General features: G+C 62.7%; 8 protein-coding genes and 1 riboswitch. Of the genes, 2 read left to right on the top strand and 6 right to left on the bottom strand.

All coding sequences use genetic code 11. From position 1 onward, the window contains the following. Nucleotides 1-32: 32 nt before the first annotated feature. The 6 genes from H7688_RS20240 to H7688_RS20215 form a co-directional block, all read right to left on the bottom strand. Complete coding sequence (locus H7688_RS20240) at nt 33-1,289, bottom strand: hypothetical protein (protein WP_183363075.1); 1,257 nt, start codon at nt 1,287-1,289, stop codon at nt 33-35. Next, nucleotides 1,286-2,617 carry a DUF2318 domain-containing protein gene (locus tag H7688_RS20235; RefSeq protein WP_183363074.1) on the bottom strand — a complete coding sequence of 444 codons (1,332 nt, stop codon included), beginning with the start codon at nt 2,615-2,617 and terminating at the stop codon, nt 1,286-1,288. The genes H7688_RS20240 and H7688_RS20235 overlap by 4 nt, the downstream gene beginning before the upstream one ends. After that, nucleotides 2,617-3,291, bottom strand: a complete 675-nt coding sequence (locus H7688_RS20230) for an ABC transporter ATP-binding protein (protein ID WP_183363208.1) — start codon at nt 3,289-3,291, stop codon at nt 2,617-2,619. Before H7688_RS20230 ends, H7688_RS20235 begins: the two co-directional genes overlap by 1 nt. A 139-nt stretch (nt 3,292-3,430) precedes the next feature. After that, a complete protein-coding gene (locus tag H7688_RS20225; protein ID WP_183363073.1) occupies nt 3,431-4,591 on the bottom strand; it encodes an ABC transporter permease in 1,161 nt (386 codons plus the stop codon). Nucleotide 4,592: 1 nt separating this feature from the next. Next, a complete protein-coding gene (locus H7688_RS20220; protein WP_183363072.1) occupies nt 4,593-5,822 on the bottom strand; it encodes an ABC transporter permease in 1,230 nt (409 codons plus the stop codon). Nucleotides 5,823-6,278: 456 nt separating this feature from the next. Continuing rightward, on the bottom strand, nt 6,279-6,701 hold the full coding sequence (locus H7688_RS20215; RefSeq protein ID WP_183363071.1) for a hypothetical protein: 423 nt from the start codon (nt 6,699-6,701) through the stop codon (nt 6,279-6,281). Between the two features lie 522 nt (nt 6,702-7,223). On the opposite strand from H7688_RS20215, the gene H7688_RS20210 reads away from it, so the two are divergent. Both H7688_RS20210 and H7688_RS20205 read left to right on the top strand, forming a co-directional pair. After that, nucleotides 7,224-7,667, top strand: coding sequence for a tetratricopeptide repeat protein (locus tag H7688_RS20210; RefSeq protein WP_183363070.1), 444 nt, complete (start codon nt 7,224-7,226; stop codon nt 7,665-7,667). A gap of 676 nt (nt 7,668-8,343) precedes the next feature. Beyond that, a riboswitch (cyclic di-GMP riboswitch) is annotated at nt 8,344-8,437 on the top strand. A 210-nt stretch (nt 8,438-8,647) separates the two neighbouring features. Beyond that, a complete protein-coding gene (locus tag H7688_RS20205; RefSeq protein WP_183363069.1) occupies nt 8,648-16,834 on the top strand; it encodes an InlB B-repeat-containing protein in 8,187 nt (2,728 codons plus the stop codon). Nucleotides 16,835-17,107: the final 273 nt, after the last annotated feature.

Below are 17,107 nucleotides of genomic sequence, written 5' to 3'. Positions count from 1 at the left end.
CCGCGCGAGGCGTCTCCTGTTGTTTGGTAATGTCAATGGGCGGAGTCGTCCGCGATCCGGTCCAGCGCCTCGTGGAACAGCTCGTTGTGCCGGCGCCTGCGCCCTTCGGCTCGCGACAGCGCAAGGCCGGCTCCCCCCCGCCAGGTGATGTAGAGCTCCCGCCTGGGGCCCAGAAGGCGAACCGTCACCCAGTAGCATAAGGCAAGGAGGAAAAACGCGCCCGCCAGCCAGATAGGCACCACGCCGCGGTCCTTGATGAGGTCGGTGACGACGACGCGCCGGGCGTCCAAGAGTGCCAGCCGGTAGCCGTCGCGAGCAAACTCGCCGCCGCTTGCCAGGGTGCCTGCCGCGACCTCTGCTGCGCCTTTCAACAGCTTGAAGTTGATGACGAGCTTGCCGGTACTGTAGGGATCGCTCCCGTCGGCCGGGGCCTGAAGGCTGAAACGCAGGCGATAGCCGGTATCCGGCACTGCGACCTCGGCCTCTTTCCCCGGAGGGTAGATGGACAAGGGCGCCTGCTGCTGGTAGCCGGCGGGAAGCTCCGGTGCGCTGAACCGGAAGGCGACACCTACCCCGAGGTAGCGGGGATAGACGAAGGCCCCCTTGAAGCGTGCCGGCGGATAGATGCCGTATTCCTCCCGGCGACCGGAGCCGGGGTCGCTGCTTTCGATGACCAGGCGCTTGGAGAGGACCAGTCCGTCAGCCTTGGCGTAGCTGATCCGCGAGACCACACCCTCCCCGGGTCCAGCGCCCGGCAGCGACTCGCCTTCTACCACGGTGCCACGCAGCGATACCCGCGTGGTCAGGCTGACCAGGATCCCGCCGAACAGGCAGAGCACCCCAACCAAGTAGAGAAAGCGGGCCGGGAAACCGTTCAGGCCGCGCCAGGCTGCCGTGCCCCGCTCGCCTACGCGTGTCCGGTAGCCCGCGGACTCGAGGTTCCCCTTGACGCGGGTGACCGTCGCCGGGGAAGGAAGTGCACCCAGCGCCAGGGGAACCTCTTCGTCGAAGAGCCCCGGCAGGACGGGGAGCTCCTGCCCCGCAAGCAGGCGGCGCCGGAACCAGAAGGCCCGGGTCTCGGCAATGAGGCAGCAGGCACTGTTCAGCGGCAGGAGGGCGAGCAGCGCGGTAAGCACCGGGTTCGAGCGCACCAGCTGCATCAAGACCACCAGGGCCTCGTCGGTCCAGAAGGCGACCAGCGCATAGAGCACCAGGAAGATGGCGATCACCGCGGGGGTCACGGCACGGGAGGAAATCAGGCGCCACAGGCGAACGAAGAGCTTTCTCATTTCCCCTTCTCCGTGGTGCGCGTGGTGGACTGGACGGTCCCGCTCCAGGTATTGATCAGGGTCACCCCGCTCAGGTGGATGCCGTCATCCTGCTCGGTGAAGGGGACCGGCACCGGGTTGCAGCCGCCGGGCTTACCCACCGTCTCGAGCGGGATCAAGGTCTTGCAGTAGTAGCAGAGCACCGTCCCCTCCGCCTGGCCGTAGCCGTCCGGCTTGCAGATGGCGCAGGCATCCAGGTCGACCGTCAGCTTCCCTGAAGGGGTCAAGAGCACGAAGAAGCGCGCCGTTTTGCCGCCCCGTTCGAAGACGTACTTGTGCAGCTTGCCGTCCATGAGGTCGATCTCCCCCTTGCGCGGCAGGAAGATCTCGCCGCCGGCATTCGCGGTGACCGGGACCGGTTTGGGATCCCAGTATTCGACGCTGGGGTAGAGGCTGCGGTACACGGCGGAAGCCAAAAGCACAAGCGCAAGCCCGGGGAGCACCAACCTCATCCGCCGCGTCCTGATCGCCTCGGCGAGCACCCGGCGCCGCTGGGCCCCCTGGCGCAGGTGCGCCACCGAGGGGAGCCTTTCCAGGCCGATCGCCAAAAATACCATGACAACCGGGGTGAACCAGATGATGAGCCCGCCCCAGAACCCGACCTCCTTGCCGAAGAGCAGGCCGATGTACCCCCACAGGTAGCTGTGGATGAACAGGTGGTCCGGGATCAGCATCGACTCGAAGAACTGGTGCACGAAGTCGTGGGTGAACTTCATGACCTTCATGGTGAGTGGCGCGAACAGGTCGAGCCGGGTCGACCAGGAGGCGCTGAAGAGCAGGAACGCCACGGTAAGGGCGAGGTACCCCGCGCGCGAGGTGCTAAGCCCCGCGGGGAGCCGGGACTCCAGGAGAACAGCCGCCAGCACCAAGACAGCCGCGGCGGCGGCCAGCGCTCCCCAGACCCACGACGGGACGGCCGGGCCCAGGCGGCAACCGGCTACCGCGCCGGCCGCGGCGGAAGCCAGGAAAAGAGCGCAACTGCGGCTTACGGGGCGGCTGCTCAGACGCTCGAGCCAGCCGACGGGGAGGCTCCCCCCGAGGCTCTGGTACAGGGCGGTGAAGCTCACCGCGCAGAACAGGAGGAACGAGAGCGCCAACAGGGCGCGCACCAGGCTGAAGGAGAACTGGCCGGAAACGCTACCGGTCGAAACCACGGCGAACCCGGTGCCGACCAGAAAGCCCGCGAGGGCCGTCCCGGCCAGCATGCCGCGCCGCGTCGCTCCCCGAAGAGCGACGGTCGCCATGCCGAAGAAGGCGACCAGATGCGGTACCAGCTTGAGTGCGATCATCAGGACCGGGTCCTCTCTTCGCGCACCAGGACCCCGTCGGTGAGGTAGATGGTACGGTCTCCCCAGGCGGCGACCTCTTCGTTGTGGGTCACCATGACCACGGTGAAGCGCTCCTCGGCGCGCAGTTCCTTCAAAAGCTCCATCACCATGAGCGTGCTCTTGTGGTCCAGGTTACCGGTCGGCTCGTCTCCCAAAAGGAGTTTCGGGCTGTTGATGATGGCCCGCGCGATGCAGACGCGCTGCTGCTCCCCACCCGACAGCTCGCCCGGGCGATTTTTCAGCCGGTGCCCGAGCCCCACGCGCTCCAGGGCGTGCCGGGCCTCCGCCTCGTCCGGGACACTATGGAAGTACTGGGAGAGCATCACGTTCTCCAGCGCCGAGAGGTAGGGGACCAGGTGGTGCTGCTGGAAGATGATCCCGACGTACTCGCGGCGGAAACGTGCCAGGCCGTCCTCGGTGAGCGTCGAGAGGTCCTGCCCCCCAACGACGAGCGCCCCCGCCGTGGGGCGATCAAGCCCCCCCACCAGGTTCATCAGGGTACTCTTGCCGGAGCCTGAGTGCCCCATTACCGAGAGCCACTCCCCTTCGGGAACGCTCAGGTCGATCGGCTTCAAGGCGCAGATCTCGCCGTAACTTCTTGTCAGTCCGGATGTTTCGATGGTTGCCACTGCCATGGAGAAGGACCCTTCGTCTCGTGCCACGAAAAGGCACACCAGACACTGAAAAAACTAACGACTCTTCAGGAAACTGACGGGGGCACGGGCTCACTCACCGTTAAGGTGCGTCCCAAGGTGCCCGAATCCTGCCTGCCCGTCACTCGCCGCGCAGGCTGCGCACCGGGTCGAGCTTGAACACCGAGACCATGGGGCCCACGCTCCCCAAAAGCGCCAGAAAGAGGCTCACCGCGAGCGATACCGCGCCCATCCAGGGGATGAACTCGGCCGAGGCCGCAAAGACCGTGCGGGTGATGAAATGGGCGATGCCGCTCCCCAAAAGGTAGCCGGCAACCCCGCCGGCGCCCCCCAAGAGGGCCGCTTCGGCGCAGAAGATGAGCAGCACCTCGAGCCGGGTTCCGCCGATCGCCTTCATGAGGCCGATCTCCTTGCTCCGTTCCAGGACCGTGGTGCTCATGGTGCCGGTGACCGAACTGCCGGCCGAGACCAGCACCACGGCGGTGACCAGCATCATGAGGAGCTTTACCTTGGCAAGCAGCCCCTCGGAGGTATGGGCCGTCTGGCGCACCTCGTTCACCTTGGCGCTCGGCAGCTGGCGCTGCAGAGACTGGGCGGCACTCTTCAGGCTGTCGCCGCTGGCGGTCACCATGAGGCGCACCTGGGAGAGTTGCCCGGTAAGCCCGAGTGCCTGCTGCAATTCGGGAAGCGCCATGAAGAGGAGGCCATCCTCCTCGCCCCCGGTGGAGACCGTCCCCGAGATGCGCAGGGGGATCGGGCCGGCGGTTCCGGCGAGTTCGATCCGGTCGCCGGGCTTGAGCTTCAGGCGGGTCGCCAGGTCGCCCCCCAGGACCGCCTCGCCCGCTGCGGGCCAGGCCCCTTTCACCTGCCACCAGGGGAAGAGCCGGCGGATCTCGGCGAAGTCGACCCCTTCGGCAGGGAGGTCCGCGTTTTGGTAGCGCAGCGCTCCGCGCAGGTGCAGGGAGCGCTCCGACGTGATGCCGCTGGTCGACAGCGCCCGCTCCACCTCGGACTGACCCAGGTAGCTCGGCTCGGCGATGCTGCCGAAGTTGAGCCCGCCGCTTCCCACGTCGAGGCGTGCCGCCTGGGGCACCACCACCAGGTTGGCGCCGTACTTGCGCACCTCCTCGGCGATGCGGCGCTCCATGGAGAGCGAGACGATCCAGAGTGCGGTCGCGAGGCTCGAGGCCATGGCGAGCACCGCCAAGAGGAGCACGGTCCGCCCGCCGCGGTGGGCCAGCGCCTGGAACATCATCTTCAAAAGCCAGCGACGCCTGTTCATGTTACCCCTTGAGAACCCGCACCGGCTCGATGAGCAGCGCGCGGCGCAGCGGCGCAATACTCCCCGCGCAGGCCACCAGGAAGGCGGAGCCGACCGCCATGGGGATGAGCCAGAGCGGAGATGCGATGGTCGAATTGAAGACGGTGTGGCTGATGAGTGCCGCCAGCTGGTTGCCGATCAGATAGCCGATCAAGCCCCCCACCACGGAGATGATAAGTATTTCCCCCAGGAAGATGGAGGAGATCTGGAAACGGTCCGCCCCCATCGCCTTCATGAGGGCGATCTCGGGGCTGCGCTCGGCCATCGAGGCCATGAGGCTCGTGGAGACGGCGGTCGCCGAAGCGCCCAGTGCCAGCAGGGTCAAAAGGAGCATGACCGCGTTCAGCTTGGTAAGGAGCGCCCCCTCGGCACTGGCAATCTGCCAGATCGGCTTGGCGCGGCTTCCCGACATCACCTCTTCGACGTTCTTGGCAACCGAGGTGACGTAGGCCGTGCAGTACCACTTCTCGTACTCGTCCTTGGTCATGGTGCTCGGATCTTTTCTCCCGAAGTCGTCCATGGGGACGGTGAGCGCACTCACCAGGACCCGGGATATTTTCCCCTGCTGCCCGAGCAGTTGCTGCACCGTCACCAACGGAGCGAAAAGCTGCTCCTCCTCGAACCCCCCGGTGGTCACCACGCCGCAGACCCTGAAGCGCTGCACGGTACCGCGCACCGTCGCCGCGAGTTCGCTCCCCTGGACCAGCTTGAGGCGCCGGGCCAGCGCGGCCCCGACAATCGCCTCATCGGCCGCCTCGGGCCAGCGTCCCTTGAGATCCCACCACGGGGCCATCCCCTTGATCCCCTGCTCGGTGCTCTCCTCGCCGGGGACCTGTACCTCCTTGGAGAACCAGGTGCCTGCGACAACGGAGCGCTCGTGCCGGCCGGCAGCGGCGAGGTCGGCAACACCGAAGAGGTACGGGGTGAAACCAGTGATGTTGTACTTCCAGAAAACTGTCTTGATTTTGGGGAGATCGTCCTCGCGCAGGTACCCGCCCCCCTCCAGCGCAGTCGGCTCGAGGAGGATGTTGGCCCCGTAGCTACGCAGCTCGAGAGCCATCTTGTGGGACACTTCGCCGGCGATGCCCAGAAAGGCCGTGGCAACCGCGGCGCCCATAGTGATGGAGAGGAGTACCAGGAGTACCGACTTGGGTCGTTTCAGGAATGAGTTTTTGAGGATGCGAATCAGCACAGGTATCTTTCAACAGGCAGTGACAGATAGGCTAAACGACCGGGTTAAGGCCCGAATATTACCAGCAATCTTCCGCCGCCGTCAATGGCAATTATTTTGCATTATGCGACTTTTGCGGCAATATCGGGACACCAGGACACGCACCGTTAACCGTAACATTGGAAGGTGGCAGCACGTCAGGCGGTAACCGGTTTACACCGGATGCGGAGGCAGGAGGAAAACGACCGGGGGGATCGGATCGAAAACACCGGGTTACGCTGCAAAAAGCCCCTACCCCTGCCCGCTGGCTTGATACAAGCCGTGGCAAGAGTAGGGGCGCTCGGGTAACAACAAGAAAGGTGCAGCGGTGATTGTGACTAACCGTTCCGGCAGCACCGGCCAGCGAACGTCACGTGAGGCAGCCGGGCGGAAACAGCGCAGCGAGCCGGTCAAAGCGCTCGACAACGAGCGCAGCGGTTACTTCTTCTCGAACTGCAAGACCGTCATGTCAGCGCGCTTGGGGACGTAGAGGAAGGAGATGCGCGTCTGCTTGTTCTCCCAAACATAGGTGGACATGTGGCTCGACTTCGGGCCCTGCTTCCCCTTACCGAACTGCTTGATGTACTTCTGCAGCATTTTGTCGACGCCGGTTTTCATGACGTAGCGGCTCTCGAAGGTCACAGAAACACTGGTCAGCAGCCCTTCCTTGAACGCAAACATCCTGGAGGCGATGGTTTCGTCGGGATTTTCCTGGGTGTACACCATCTCCTTGTTGTACTCGGTCATCTTTCCCTTGGGATAGACTTCCATGATCTTGTGAAAAAGGGTCCCCCACTTTATCTCTTCGTAGCCGTTGGGAAGCGCAGCGGCAAACGAATTGGCCGAAAGTGCCAGCAACATAACGGTAAACAAACAAACCACAATCTTCTTCATGACGGACCCATCCCCTTGTTTGGTAGTGTGCCGAAGGCGTGACCATATGTAACATCAATCGGTTCCTTTTTGAAGCGTTATGTTCCGCCGCCCCTGGTGACCGGCACAGCGCCCCCTATTGCAACCAAGCCGCCCACGAGGCTTTTGCAAGCTATCGCTACCCGCTCGAGACCAATAGGAGCGCCCCATGCGTAGCTGCCCGGCTCGTTCCAACCAAGGTCCCTAGCCTAGGCTCCTGGGGCACTACCTTGACCCGGGCAGGCGATGTACCGGTTGTGCACAGCTGCCCCGTCGGCGAATTTCGAGTAAAATCAGCATCTTTAACTCACAACCCCGGAAGCGGCTGTTCAACCGTCACCCGACACGCCCCTCCCAATAAAGCGTAACTGGCTGTTTCTCAACATGTTTTACTCGGATCCGATTTGGCATTCTTGTTGCTCTCCAGGAACAACGAGGGGTGGCTTGCGAACACTCCGACGGGAGGGTCCTATGAAAAAGTATCTCATCGGCAGTTGTCTTTGTGTGGCTCTACTTGCCGCCGGATCCCGTCCGGTTCTGGCAGATTACGAGGCGGGGCTGCGGGCCTACAAGCAGGGGGATTACACCCGCGCTTTCCAGGAGTTTTCCAGCGACGGCAGCGCCTCATCTCAGTTCATTCTCAGTCTCATGTACCAGAAAGGAGACGGGACGCGCCAGGACAGGAAAGCATCGCTCGCCCTGTTGCGCAGTGCGGCCGAAAAGGGGCTGGATGTTGCCCAGGCCAGTCTGGGACTCATCTACCTGGAGGGCGCTGGGGTAAAGGCGGATGAGAAAACTGGCCTTGAGTGGCTGGCTAAAGCCGCCGCGCAGGGACTTGCCGAGGCCCAATCCGCACTCGAGATGGCGGGACTGGAACACCCCACCCTGATTGGCACTCAATTGGCCTCGAAATAGCAATGATCAACTGTGCCCGTCGGGCCGCGTTCCGAGGCACATCGACAGGTCGTTTTGGTGCCCGGCCGCCAGATCAGCGGCCGGACACCGTGTCCACCTCCGGCAGTCTTCGCGCCCGCGAAAGGTTGACATATCTTAATTAGCCACACAGTATTTCCCGCCCCACCCCCTGTACCCGACACCGTTCACTCGATTGCTACCGCTCTGCAGACACCAATTTCCTGCCATTCCGCGTTTCCGCTGGCATTGCTGCCTTTCCCCTTTGCTCCAATATCACTCAGCGATATAACAATCTACAAAGCTTGCCGAAGGAGCCGTTCACCCCTTACCCGACCACCTGTTCCATTGGCATAACCATTACAATCCAGCACCTTACTAATTTAGGAGCAGATTCTAACCACCATGCATACCAGAGGCCAGACTCAGTTATATGGCGTACGCCTCAGTGTAATAACGCCCCCTTGAAAGCAACACCGCAAGCAACATCACGCCGTGATATCGCGCTTTGTAAACATTACATAACCTTAGGAGTGGACCAGACAATTACACGGACTTTGGCACGATTCCTGCTCAGGCAGACGTCGCAACGTCTTGGCTCAACCGGTTCAATGTTCATTAAATCATTTTATCATCCCTCTTCTGTTTCCCGAGGGGGAGCAGCACCCATAAAGCTCACTCCGTACAATGGCAAACCCGGAGCAATCCGGCGACGCAAAGCCATGGATCCACGTCAGGCCCGAAAAGCCGGCGGGGACAGCCAGGTTACCGTAGAAAGTAGCGGAGTCGGCGCCAGGCCACTACAGCCTGGAATCACTAGCGCCCATCTCCGTGATGGGCTTTTTTTTGGGCAAGATCGCTGACTCAGTCACGGTGCAAAGATCACGAAAATCGCGGCACTCGATCACTTACGACACTGAATGAATTACAGCTTCTTAGCATACCGACCTGTTTTGCCTTCAATTTAATTTCAGGAGGAATCGATGCACGATCAATGGAGTAGTAACGCTCGAAGTTCGAAGAGGAAGGAGTGGTGGCTCTTCGCCATCATGCGGTTGGTAGCTCTGCTCATTGTGGCAGGCTGCCTCGTTCCGGCTCCGGAGGCGACGGCGAAGAACTTTGCCGCCCAGCCCAGCGTGACCGCAACACGCTACGGTAACACCATCACCCTGTTACCAAGCGGTCAGGTCCTGATTACCGGGGGCTACGACAACACCAACTGCCTCAATACGGTGGATGTCTACGACCCGGCGACGGGTAACGTCACCGCGGGTAGGAAAATGAACGCAGCGCGTATGGAGCATACCGCGACGCTGCTGGGCAATGGCAAGGTGTTGATTGCCGGAGGTAGAAACGGAACGGCCGCAGTCAACAGCGCAGAGGTCTACGATCCCGCCAACGGCACCTTCACCCCGGTCGCGGCCCCTACCCTGGGCCGGGTCGGCCACTCTGCCACCCTGCTTCCCGACGGCAAGGTGTTGATAGCCGGCGGCACCAACAACAACAAGTACATCGCCACCGCAGAAATCTACGATCCGCAAAAAGGTTCCATCTCCCAAGTAGCCGCCCTGAACACCCCCCGCAGCGGCCACACCGCAACCCTGCTGAGAAACGGCAAAGTGCTGTTCGTAGGCGGCATGAACGGCGCCAGCTATGCCGGCGACGCGGAAATCTTCGACCCGGCCACCGGCAAGTTTTCCCTGTCGGGGCGCCTCAACGTCAACCGCATCGCCCATACCGCCTCGCTGCTTGAGGACGGCAGGCTGCTGGTCGCAGGAGGACGCAACGAAAACGGTATCGTCGGCAGCGCCGAGACCTTCGACCCGGCGACCGGGAGCTTCAGTACCGTGGGCACCATGGCCTCGGTTCGCGCCGACCACACCTCGACGCTCATGCCGGACGGATCGGTCCTCATCGCCGGCGGTCGCAACACCCTTGGGTACCTGAACAGCGCGGAGGTATTCTATCCTGAACTAGCGGCCTTTACCCCGACCGCCAACATGACCTCCGTGCGCGACATCAGTTCTGCGGTCCTGCTCCCCAACGGCAAAGTACTGGTAGCCGGGGGTTGGGACGGCACCTCGGCCGCCTCTGGTGCCGAGGTCTTCGACCCCGAACTGGTACAGGCCAAGTACCGGCTGCACCTGGTCACCCTGAGCAACAACACCGACGTGGTCAACTTCGCACCGGGGCAGAGCTGCTCCGGCGGTTGCGTGCAATTCTTTCCCAGCGGCACCTCGGTGCGGCTGACCCCCGCACCGGCCCCCGACTCTACTTTCGTCGGCTGGTCGGGGTGCGATGCCGTACAGGGCAGCGACTGCATCGTGACGATGTCGCGAGACCACCTGGTGAAGCTGAAAACGACCCAGGCAGCACCCGGCAACACTGATCTTAGTTACCCCGTCGTGGCCTTGGCAGGCCCGCACGGCACCATAGCCCCGGCCGGCATCACGATGGTGGACAGGGGGCAAAACATCAGCTTCACCATCACCCCTGCCAGTGGTTACCATATTGCCGACGTCCTGGTCGACGGCGACAACAGCATGGGTGCCATATCCTCCTTCACCTTCACTAACGTGAAAAAGGCACATACCATCGCCACGACGTTCGCACTGGACGACGCCGTCACCATCACAGCAAGCGCCGACGCCAACGGGAACATAGCACCCGCGGGGGCAACGGTCCTTGCCATCGGCTCGAGCCAGACCTACACCATAACCCCCGCCTCCGGCTTCAAGGTCGCGGACGTGCTGGTTGACAACGTCTCCGTCGGGGCCGTCACCACCTACACCTTCAGCGATGTCGGCGCCGACCACACCATCAGCGCCTCCTTTACCCCGAACGTGTACAGCATCACCGCCACGGCTGGGGCAAACGGCAGCATCACCCCGGCAGGAACCAGCACCGTGAACCAGGGGAACGGCCAGAACTACACCATCACCCCGGCTACCGGGTTCCAGGTGGCGGACGTCCTGGTCGACGGCGCATCCGTCGGTGCGGTAACGAGCTACAGCTTCAATAACGTCACCGCGAACCACACCATCGCTGCGAGCTTCGCCCCGATCGTCTACGTGATCAACGCCAGCGCCGGGACCAACGGCAGCATCACCCCCGTCGGCACCACCAACGTCAACAGCGGTGCCGACCAGTCCTTCACCATCACCGCTGCAGCGAACTACAAGATTGCCGACGTCCTGGTCGACGGGTCTTCGGTCGGCGCTGTCGCAAGCTACAGCTTTAGCAACGTAACCGCCAACCACACCATCGCCGCGAGCTTCGCCCCGATCGTCTACGTGATCAACGCCAGCGCCGGGACCAACGGCAGCATCACCCCCGCAGGTGCGACCAACGTCAACAGCGGCGCCGACCAGACCTTCTCCGTCACCGCGGCGCCGAACTACAAGATCGAGGACCTCCTGGTTGACAATACCTCGGTCGGCCCTCTGGCCAGCTACAGCTTCACCAAAGTCACCACCAACCACACCATCACCGCCAGTTTCAGCCCGATCGTCTACGTCATTAAGGCCAGCGCCGGTACCAACGGCAGCATCAGCCCCGCAGGCCCGAGCAACGTCAATAGCGGCAGCGCCCTCACCTACACCATCACCCCGGCGGCCAACTTCAAGGTGGCCGATGTAGTGGTGGACGGGACCTCCGTTGGCCCGGTGACTTCCTTCAGCTTCAAAAACGTCACGACGGACCACACCATCGCCGCGAGCTTCGCCCCGATCGTCTACGTCATTACCGCTTCTACCGGGTCCAACGGCAGCATTGACAATGCCGGCCCGATCAACGTGAACAGCGGCAGCAGTCAGACCTATACCATCACCGCAGCTCCCAACTACAAAGTTGCCGACGTCCAGGTCGACGGTGTTTCCATCGGCGCGGTGACCAGCTACAGCTTCAGCGACGTAACCGCGAACCACACCATTACCGCAACGTTCGCTCCGATTGTCTATGTGATCAACGCCACGGCAGGTGCCAACGGCAGCATCGACCCCGCCGGACCGAGCAACGTGAACAGCGGGACCGGCCTGACCTACACCATCACTGCCGCACCGAACTACCAGATCGCCAATGTCCTGGTGGATGGCAGCTCCGTCGGCGCAGTCTCCAGCTACAACTTCACCAACGTCACCGCTGACCACACCATCAGCGCAAGCTTCACCCCGATCATCTACGTCATCAGCGCAAGCGCAGGTGCGAACGGCAGCATCACCCCGGCAGGCCCCTGCAACGTGAACAGCGGCACCAACCTGACCTACACCATCGCCGCAGCGGCCAACTATAAGATTGCCGACGTCCAGGTGGACGGTGTTTCCGTCGGGGCCGTCACCAGCTACAGCTTCAGCAACGTAACCGCGAACCACACTATCGCCGTCACCTTCACCCCGATCGTGCACGTCATCACCGCCAGCGCGGGAGCAAACGGCAACATCGACCCGGCCGGCCCCGTGAACGTGAACGGCGGCAGCAGTCAGAGCTTTACCATCACCGCAGCGCCCAACTACAAAATCGCCGAGGTCGTGGTAGACGGGAGTTCCATAGGTCCCGAGGCGAGCTACGGTTTCGTCGAGGTCACCGCCGACCACACCATCAGTGCCAGCTTCACCCCCATCATCTACGTCGTGACCGCCAGCGCCGGGGCAAATGGCAGCATCACCCCCGCCGGGGCAAGCAATGTGAACAGCGGCACCGGTCTGTCCTATACCATTACGGCGGCACCCAACTTCAAGATCGCCGACGTCATGGTGGACGGTAAGTCCGTCGGGGCGGTGGCGGAGTACAGCTTCAGCAATGTCACCGGCAACCATACCATCAGCGCCAGCTTCACCCCGATCGTGTACGTCGTAACCGCCAGCGCAGGCACCAACGGCAGCATTACCCCTGCCGGCGCAAGCAACGTGAACAGCGGCACCGGCCTCTCCTATACCATTACGGCGGCACCGAACTTCAAGATCGCCGACGTCATGGTGGACGGTAAGTCCGTCGGGGCCGTGCCGGAGTACAGCTTCAGCAATGTCACCGGTAACCATACCATCAGCGCCAGCTTCACCCCGATTGTGTACGTCGTGACCGCCACCGCAGGCGCCAACGGCAGCATCGACCCGGCCGGTCCGGTCAACGTGAACAGCGGGACCAGCCAGTCCTATACCATCACCGCGGCACCCAACTATAAGATCGCCGATGTCCTGGTGGACGGGACTTCGGTCGGCGCCGTGCCGAACTACAGCTTCAACAACGTCACCGGCAACCACACGATCGCTGCCAGCTTCACCCCCATCGTGTACCAGGTCACCGCCAGCGCAGTGGCCAACGGCAGCATCACCCCGGCGGGCGTCACCTCCGTCAACAGCGGCTCGGATCTGAGCTACACCATTACCCCCTACCACGGCGCCACCCCGCTGGACAGCTACAAGGTAGCCGCCGTCCTGGTCGACGGGACTTCCGTCGGCGCCGTCACCAGCTACACCTTCAGCAACGTGATCGCGAACCACAACATCACCGCATCGTTTGCTCCGCTCGCCGAGAGCGTCGACTACTACATCATCAGCGCCACTGCCGGCGTTGGCGGCAGCATCAGTGGTTCCAGCGAAACGGTCCTGTTCCCCGGAGAGAACAGCCCGGTCTACACCATCACCCCGTCGACCGGTTACCAGATCGCCCAGGTCCTGGTGGACGGCCAGCAGATGGGCAAGATCACCAGCTACAGCTTCGCCTCCGTCTCGGCTAACCACACCATCACCGCATCCTTCGCCCCGATCCGGTTCGACCTGAACGCCAGCGCAGGGGCAAACGGCAGCGTCACACCGGCCGGCACTACCAGCGTGGACTACGGCACCGGCCAGTCCTATGTCATCACTCCGGCCACCGGCTATAAGGTGCTGGACGTCCTGGTCGACGGTTCGTCCGTTGGTGCCGTCACTAGCTACCGCTTCAACAACGTCACCGCGAACCACAGCATCAGCGCAAGCTTCACCCAGATCGTGTACCAGGTAAGCTCCAGCGCCGGGCCGAACGGCAGCATCGCACCGGCAGGGCAGACCAGCGTGAACTACGGGGCCAGCCAGCCCTACGTCATCACCCCCGCTACCGGGTTCAAAGTGGCTGATGTCCTGCTCGACGGTGGCTCCGTCGGTGCCGTCACCAGCTACACCCTGAACGACGTCACCGCAAACCACACCATCGCCGCAACCTTCACCCCGATCGTGTACCTCATCAACGCGAGTGCCGGGGCGAACGGCAGCATCACCCCGCAGGGCCCGGCCAGCGTGAACTACGGCAGCAACCAGGCCTACAGCATCGTTCCGGCAGCCGGTTACAAGGTCTTAGACGTCCTGGTCGACGGCGTGTCCGTCGGGGCGGTGACCGCTTACAGCTTCACCGGAGTAACCGCAAACCACACCATCGTCGCAAGCTTCACCCAGATCACCTACGACCTGATCGCGACCGCCGGTGCCAATGGCAGCATCACCCCGGCAGGCGTCACCAGCGTGGTCTCCGGGGCGAGCCAGACCTACACCATCACCCCTGCCGCCGGCTTCAAGGTGGCCGATGTCGTCGTCGACACTCAGTCGGTCGGCAAGGTAACCAGCTACACCTTCAGCAGCGTCACGGCTGGGCACAGCATCGTCGCGGCCTTCACGCCGATCACCTACGACCTCACCGCCAGCGCAGGCACGGGCGGGAGCATCGATCCGGCAGGCGTCACCACCGTGAACAACGGCGCAGGCCAGACCTACACCATCACCCCCAGCTCCGGTTACAAGATCTCCGACGTCCAGGTTGACGGCATTTCCGTGGGCAAGGTTACGACCTACAGCTTCACCGGCGTGACGGCAAACCACACCATCAGCGCCTCCTTCGCACCGCTGGTCGTCAACGTCGACTACTTCGTCATCAGCGTCACCCCGCCGACCAACGGGTCCATCACCCCGGCGGGGAACACCAACGTCCTCGCAGGGACCGACAGCCCGCTGTACACCATCACCCCGGCGGTAGGCTACGTCATCGCCTCAGTGGGCGACAACGGCGCGCTCCTGATCCGTCCCCCTGCTGGACCGTATACTTACACCTTCCAGAACGTCACCAAGGCGCACGTCCTCAGCGCAACCTTCAGGCAGGCGACTTACGCCATCACTCCCATCGCAGGGGCGAACGGTTCCATGACCCCCACCAGCACCGTGTTCCCGACTTACGGAACCAACCAGTACTGCACCTTCACTGCGAACGCCGGTTACCATGTCGCCGACGTCCTGCTCGACGGCGTGTCGGTCGGCGCAGTCGCCAACTACACCATCATCAACATAACCGCCCCCCACACCATCGAGGCGCGCTTCGAGGCCAACGTATCGGTCACCATGACCGCGAGCGCCGGGGAGAACGGCAGCATCAGCCCGGCAGGGGTCACCACCGTCTTGAGCGGCACCAACCTGACCTACACCATGACGCCGGCAGCCGGGTACCGCGTGGCCGATGTGGTTGTCGACGGTGTTTCGAAAGGTGCACTGAACAGCTACACCTTCTCGAAGATCTCGTCGGTGAACCACACCATCTACGCGACCTTCACGCTGGATGTCTACAGCATCACCGCATCCGCTGGTGCTAACGGCACCATCGACCCGCAGGGGGTTACCAGCAACATCGCCCCGGGCAGCACCTTGGTCTATACCTTCACCCCGACGATCGGGTACAAGGTGTCCAACGTCGTGGTCGACGGTTCGTCCAAAGGGAGCCTGACCAGCTACACCTTCAGCTCTATTACGGCTAACCACACCATTACCGTGAGCTTTACCCCGATCACCTTCACCATCACGTATTCCGCAGGGTTTGGCGGCACCGACTACCCGGGTTCCGTCGCCTATGTAAACTACGGCACCAGCCCGACCTACAAAATCACGGCCAGCCCTGGTTACCACATCTCCGACGTGTTGGTCGACGGCGTCTCGGTCGGGGCGGTAGCGAGCTACACCTTCACCAGCGTTCTGGCGGATCACACAATCGCGTCCGTCTTCGCCGAGAACCCGACTGTTACCGTCACCGCCACTGCCGGCCCCAATGGCAGCATCAGCCCGGCCGGTGCCACCTCGATCCTGGCAGGCAAGAGCCTCACCTTCACCATGACCGCCGATCCCGCCTACCGCGTGGCCGACATCGTGGTGGACGGCGTATCCAAAGGACCTGCTACCAGCTTCACCATGAGCAACATCTCGGCCACCAACCACACCATCAACGTGACCTTCATGCTCGACGCCTACATCATCAGGACCAGCGCCGGGGCTGGCGGCAGCATTTCCCCGTCGGCGGATGTGAGCGTCGCCAAGGGAGGCGACAGCCCGGTATACACCGTGACCCCGAATACCGGCTACATGATCGTGTCGGTAGGCGACAACGGCAAGCAGCTGGCCAAGAACCCCAGCGCCCCGTACACCACGTCCTTCACCAACGTTACGGCCGATCACACCCTGAGTGCTACCTTCAGGCTGATCACCTACACCATCACCCCCATCGTCGGCGCCAACGGGAGCATGTCGCCGGCCAACCCCGTATTCCCGACCTACGGTTCGAGCCAGTACGTCTCCATCACACCGAGCGCCGGATACCACATCCTCGACGTCCTGGTGGACGGTCAGTCTGTCGGTCCGGTCAGCAGCTATACCTTCAGCAACATAACCACTGACCACACCATCGAGTCGCAGTTTGCTCCGAACCCGGCGGTAACCGTCACCGCAACCGCCGGCCCGAACGGCACCATCACTCCGGAAGGGATAAGCACCGCCTACACCGGCAGCAGCCTGACCTACACCATGACCCCGGCAGCCGGGTACCGGGTAGCCGACGTAGTGGTGGACGGCGTGTCCAAGGGGGCGCTGACCAGCTACACCTTCGCCAGGATTTCCGGGACGAGCCACACCATCAGCGTCACCTTTACCCTGGACGTGTACACCATCGTCTCAACCAGCGAAGCAAACGGCAGCATCGACCCGCTGGGTACCACCATGGTAACCGCGGGAGACACTATCACCTACACCATCACCCCGGCCGACGGATACAAGGTACTGAACGTCGCAGTGGACGGTGTCTTCATTGGCCCGGTAACCACCTATACCTTCAGCTCGGTATCGGGTGATCACACCATCAGCCCGTCATTTGCCCTCATCGGGCCGTAACCTGCCGTTGAGGCGCACCAAAAGGAACCGGCAGTAACAGAAGGGCTCACGCGCAACAACGTGAGCCCTTCTGTTTTTGGTTCATCCGACAGTGTGGGGGAAGCAGTCCAGGCGGATCCCAGAGCCGGGTTGGACCGTCTTGTCGGGAGGGCGGCCGCAGCGCGAGACACAAGGGTAACGACGCGCGTTCCTGAAGCAGCATTTGCGTGAAGAAAGTGGCCTGATTAGGCAAGAAAAAGGGCCGGGAGCAGAAGGCGATCTTGGTATGGAGCG

It is taken from the genome of Geomonas limicola, assembly GCF_014193675.1.
GTDB lineage: Bacteria > Desulfobacterota > Desulfuromonadia > Geobacterales > Geobacteraceae > Geomonas > Geomonas limicola.
Note: the sequence above shows the minus strand (reverse complement) of the source record. Positions and strands in the feature narration are given on the sequence as shown.

Coding starts and splice junctions, on each gene's coding strand:
- H7688_RS20205 (WP_183363069.1), top strand. CDS start 8,648: ATGCACGATCAATGGAGTAGTAACGCTCGAAGTTCGAAGAGGAAGGAG.
- H7688_RS20230 (WP_183363208.1), bottom strand. CDS start 3,291: ATGGCAGTGGCAACCATCGAAACATCCGGACTGACAAGAAGTTACGGC.
- H7688_RS20210 (WP_183363070.1), top strand. CDS start 7,224: ATGAAAAAGTATCTCATCGGCAGTTGTCTTTGTGTGGCTCTACTTGCC.
- H7688_RS20225 (WP_183363073.1), bottom strand. CDS start 4,591: ATGAACAGGCGTCGCTGGCTTTTGAAGATGATGTTCCAGGCGCTGGCC.
- H7688_RS20235 (WP_183363074.1), bottom strand. CDS start 2,617: ATGATCGCACTCAAGCTGGTACCGCATCTGGTCGCCTTCTTCGGCATG.
- H7688_RS20215 (WP_183363071.1), bottom strand. CDS start 6,701: ATGTTGCTGGCACTTTCGGCCAATTCGTTTGCCGCTGCGCTTCCCAAC.
- H7688_RS20240 (WP_183363075.1), bottom strand. CDS start 1,289: ATGAGAAAGCTCTTCGTTCGCCTGTGGCGCCTGATTTCCTCCCGTGCC.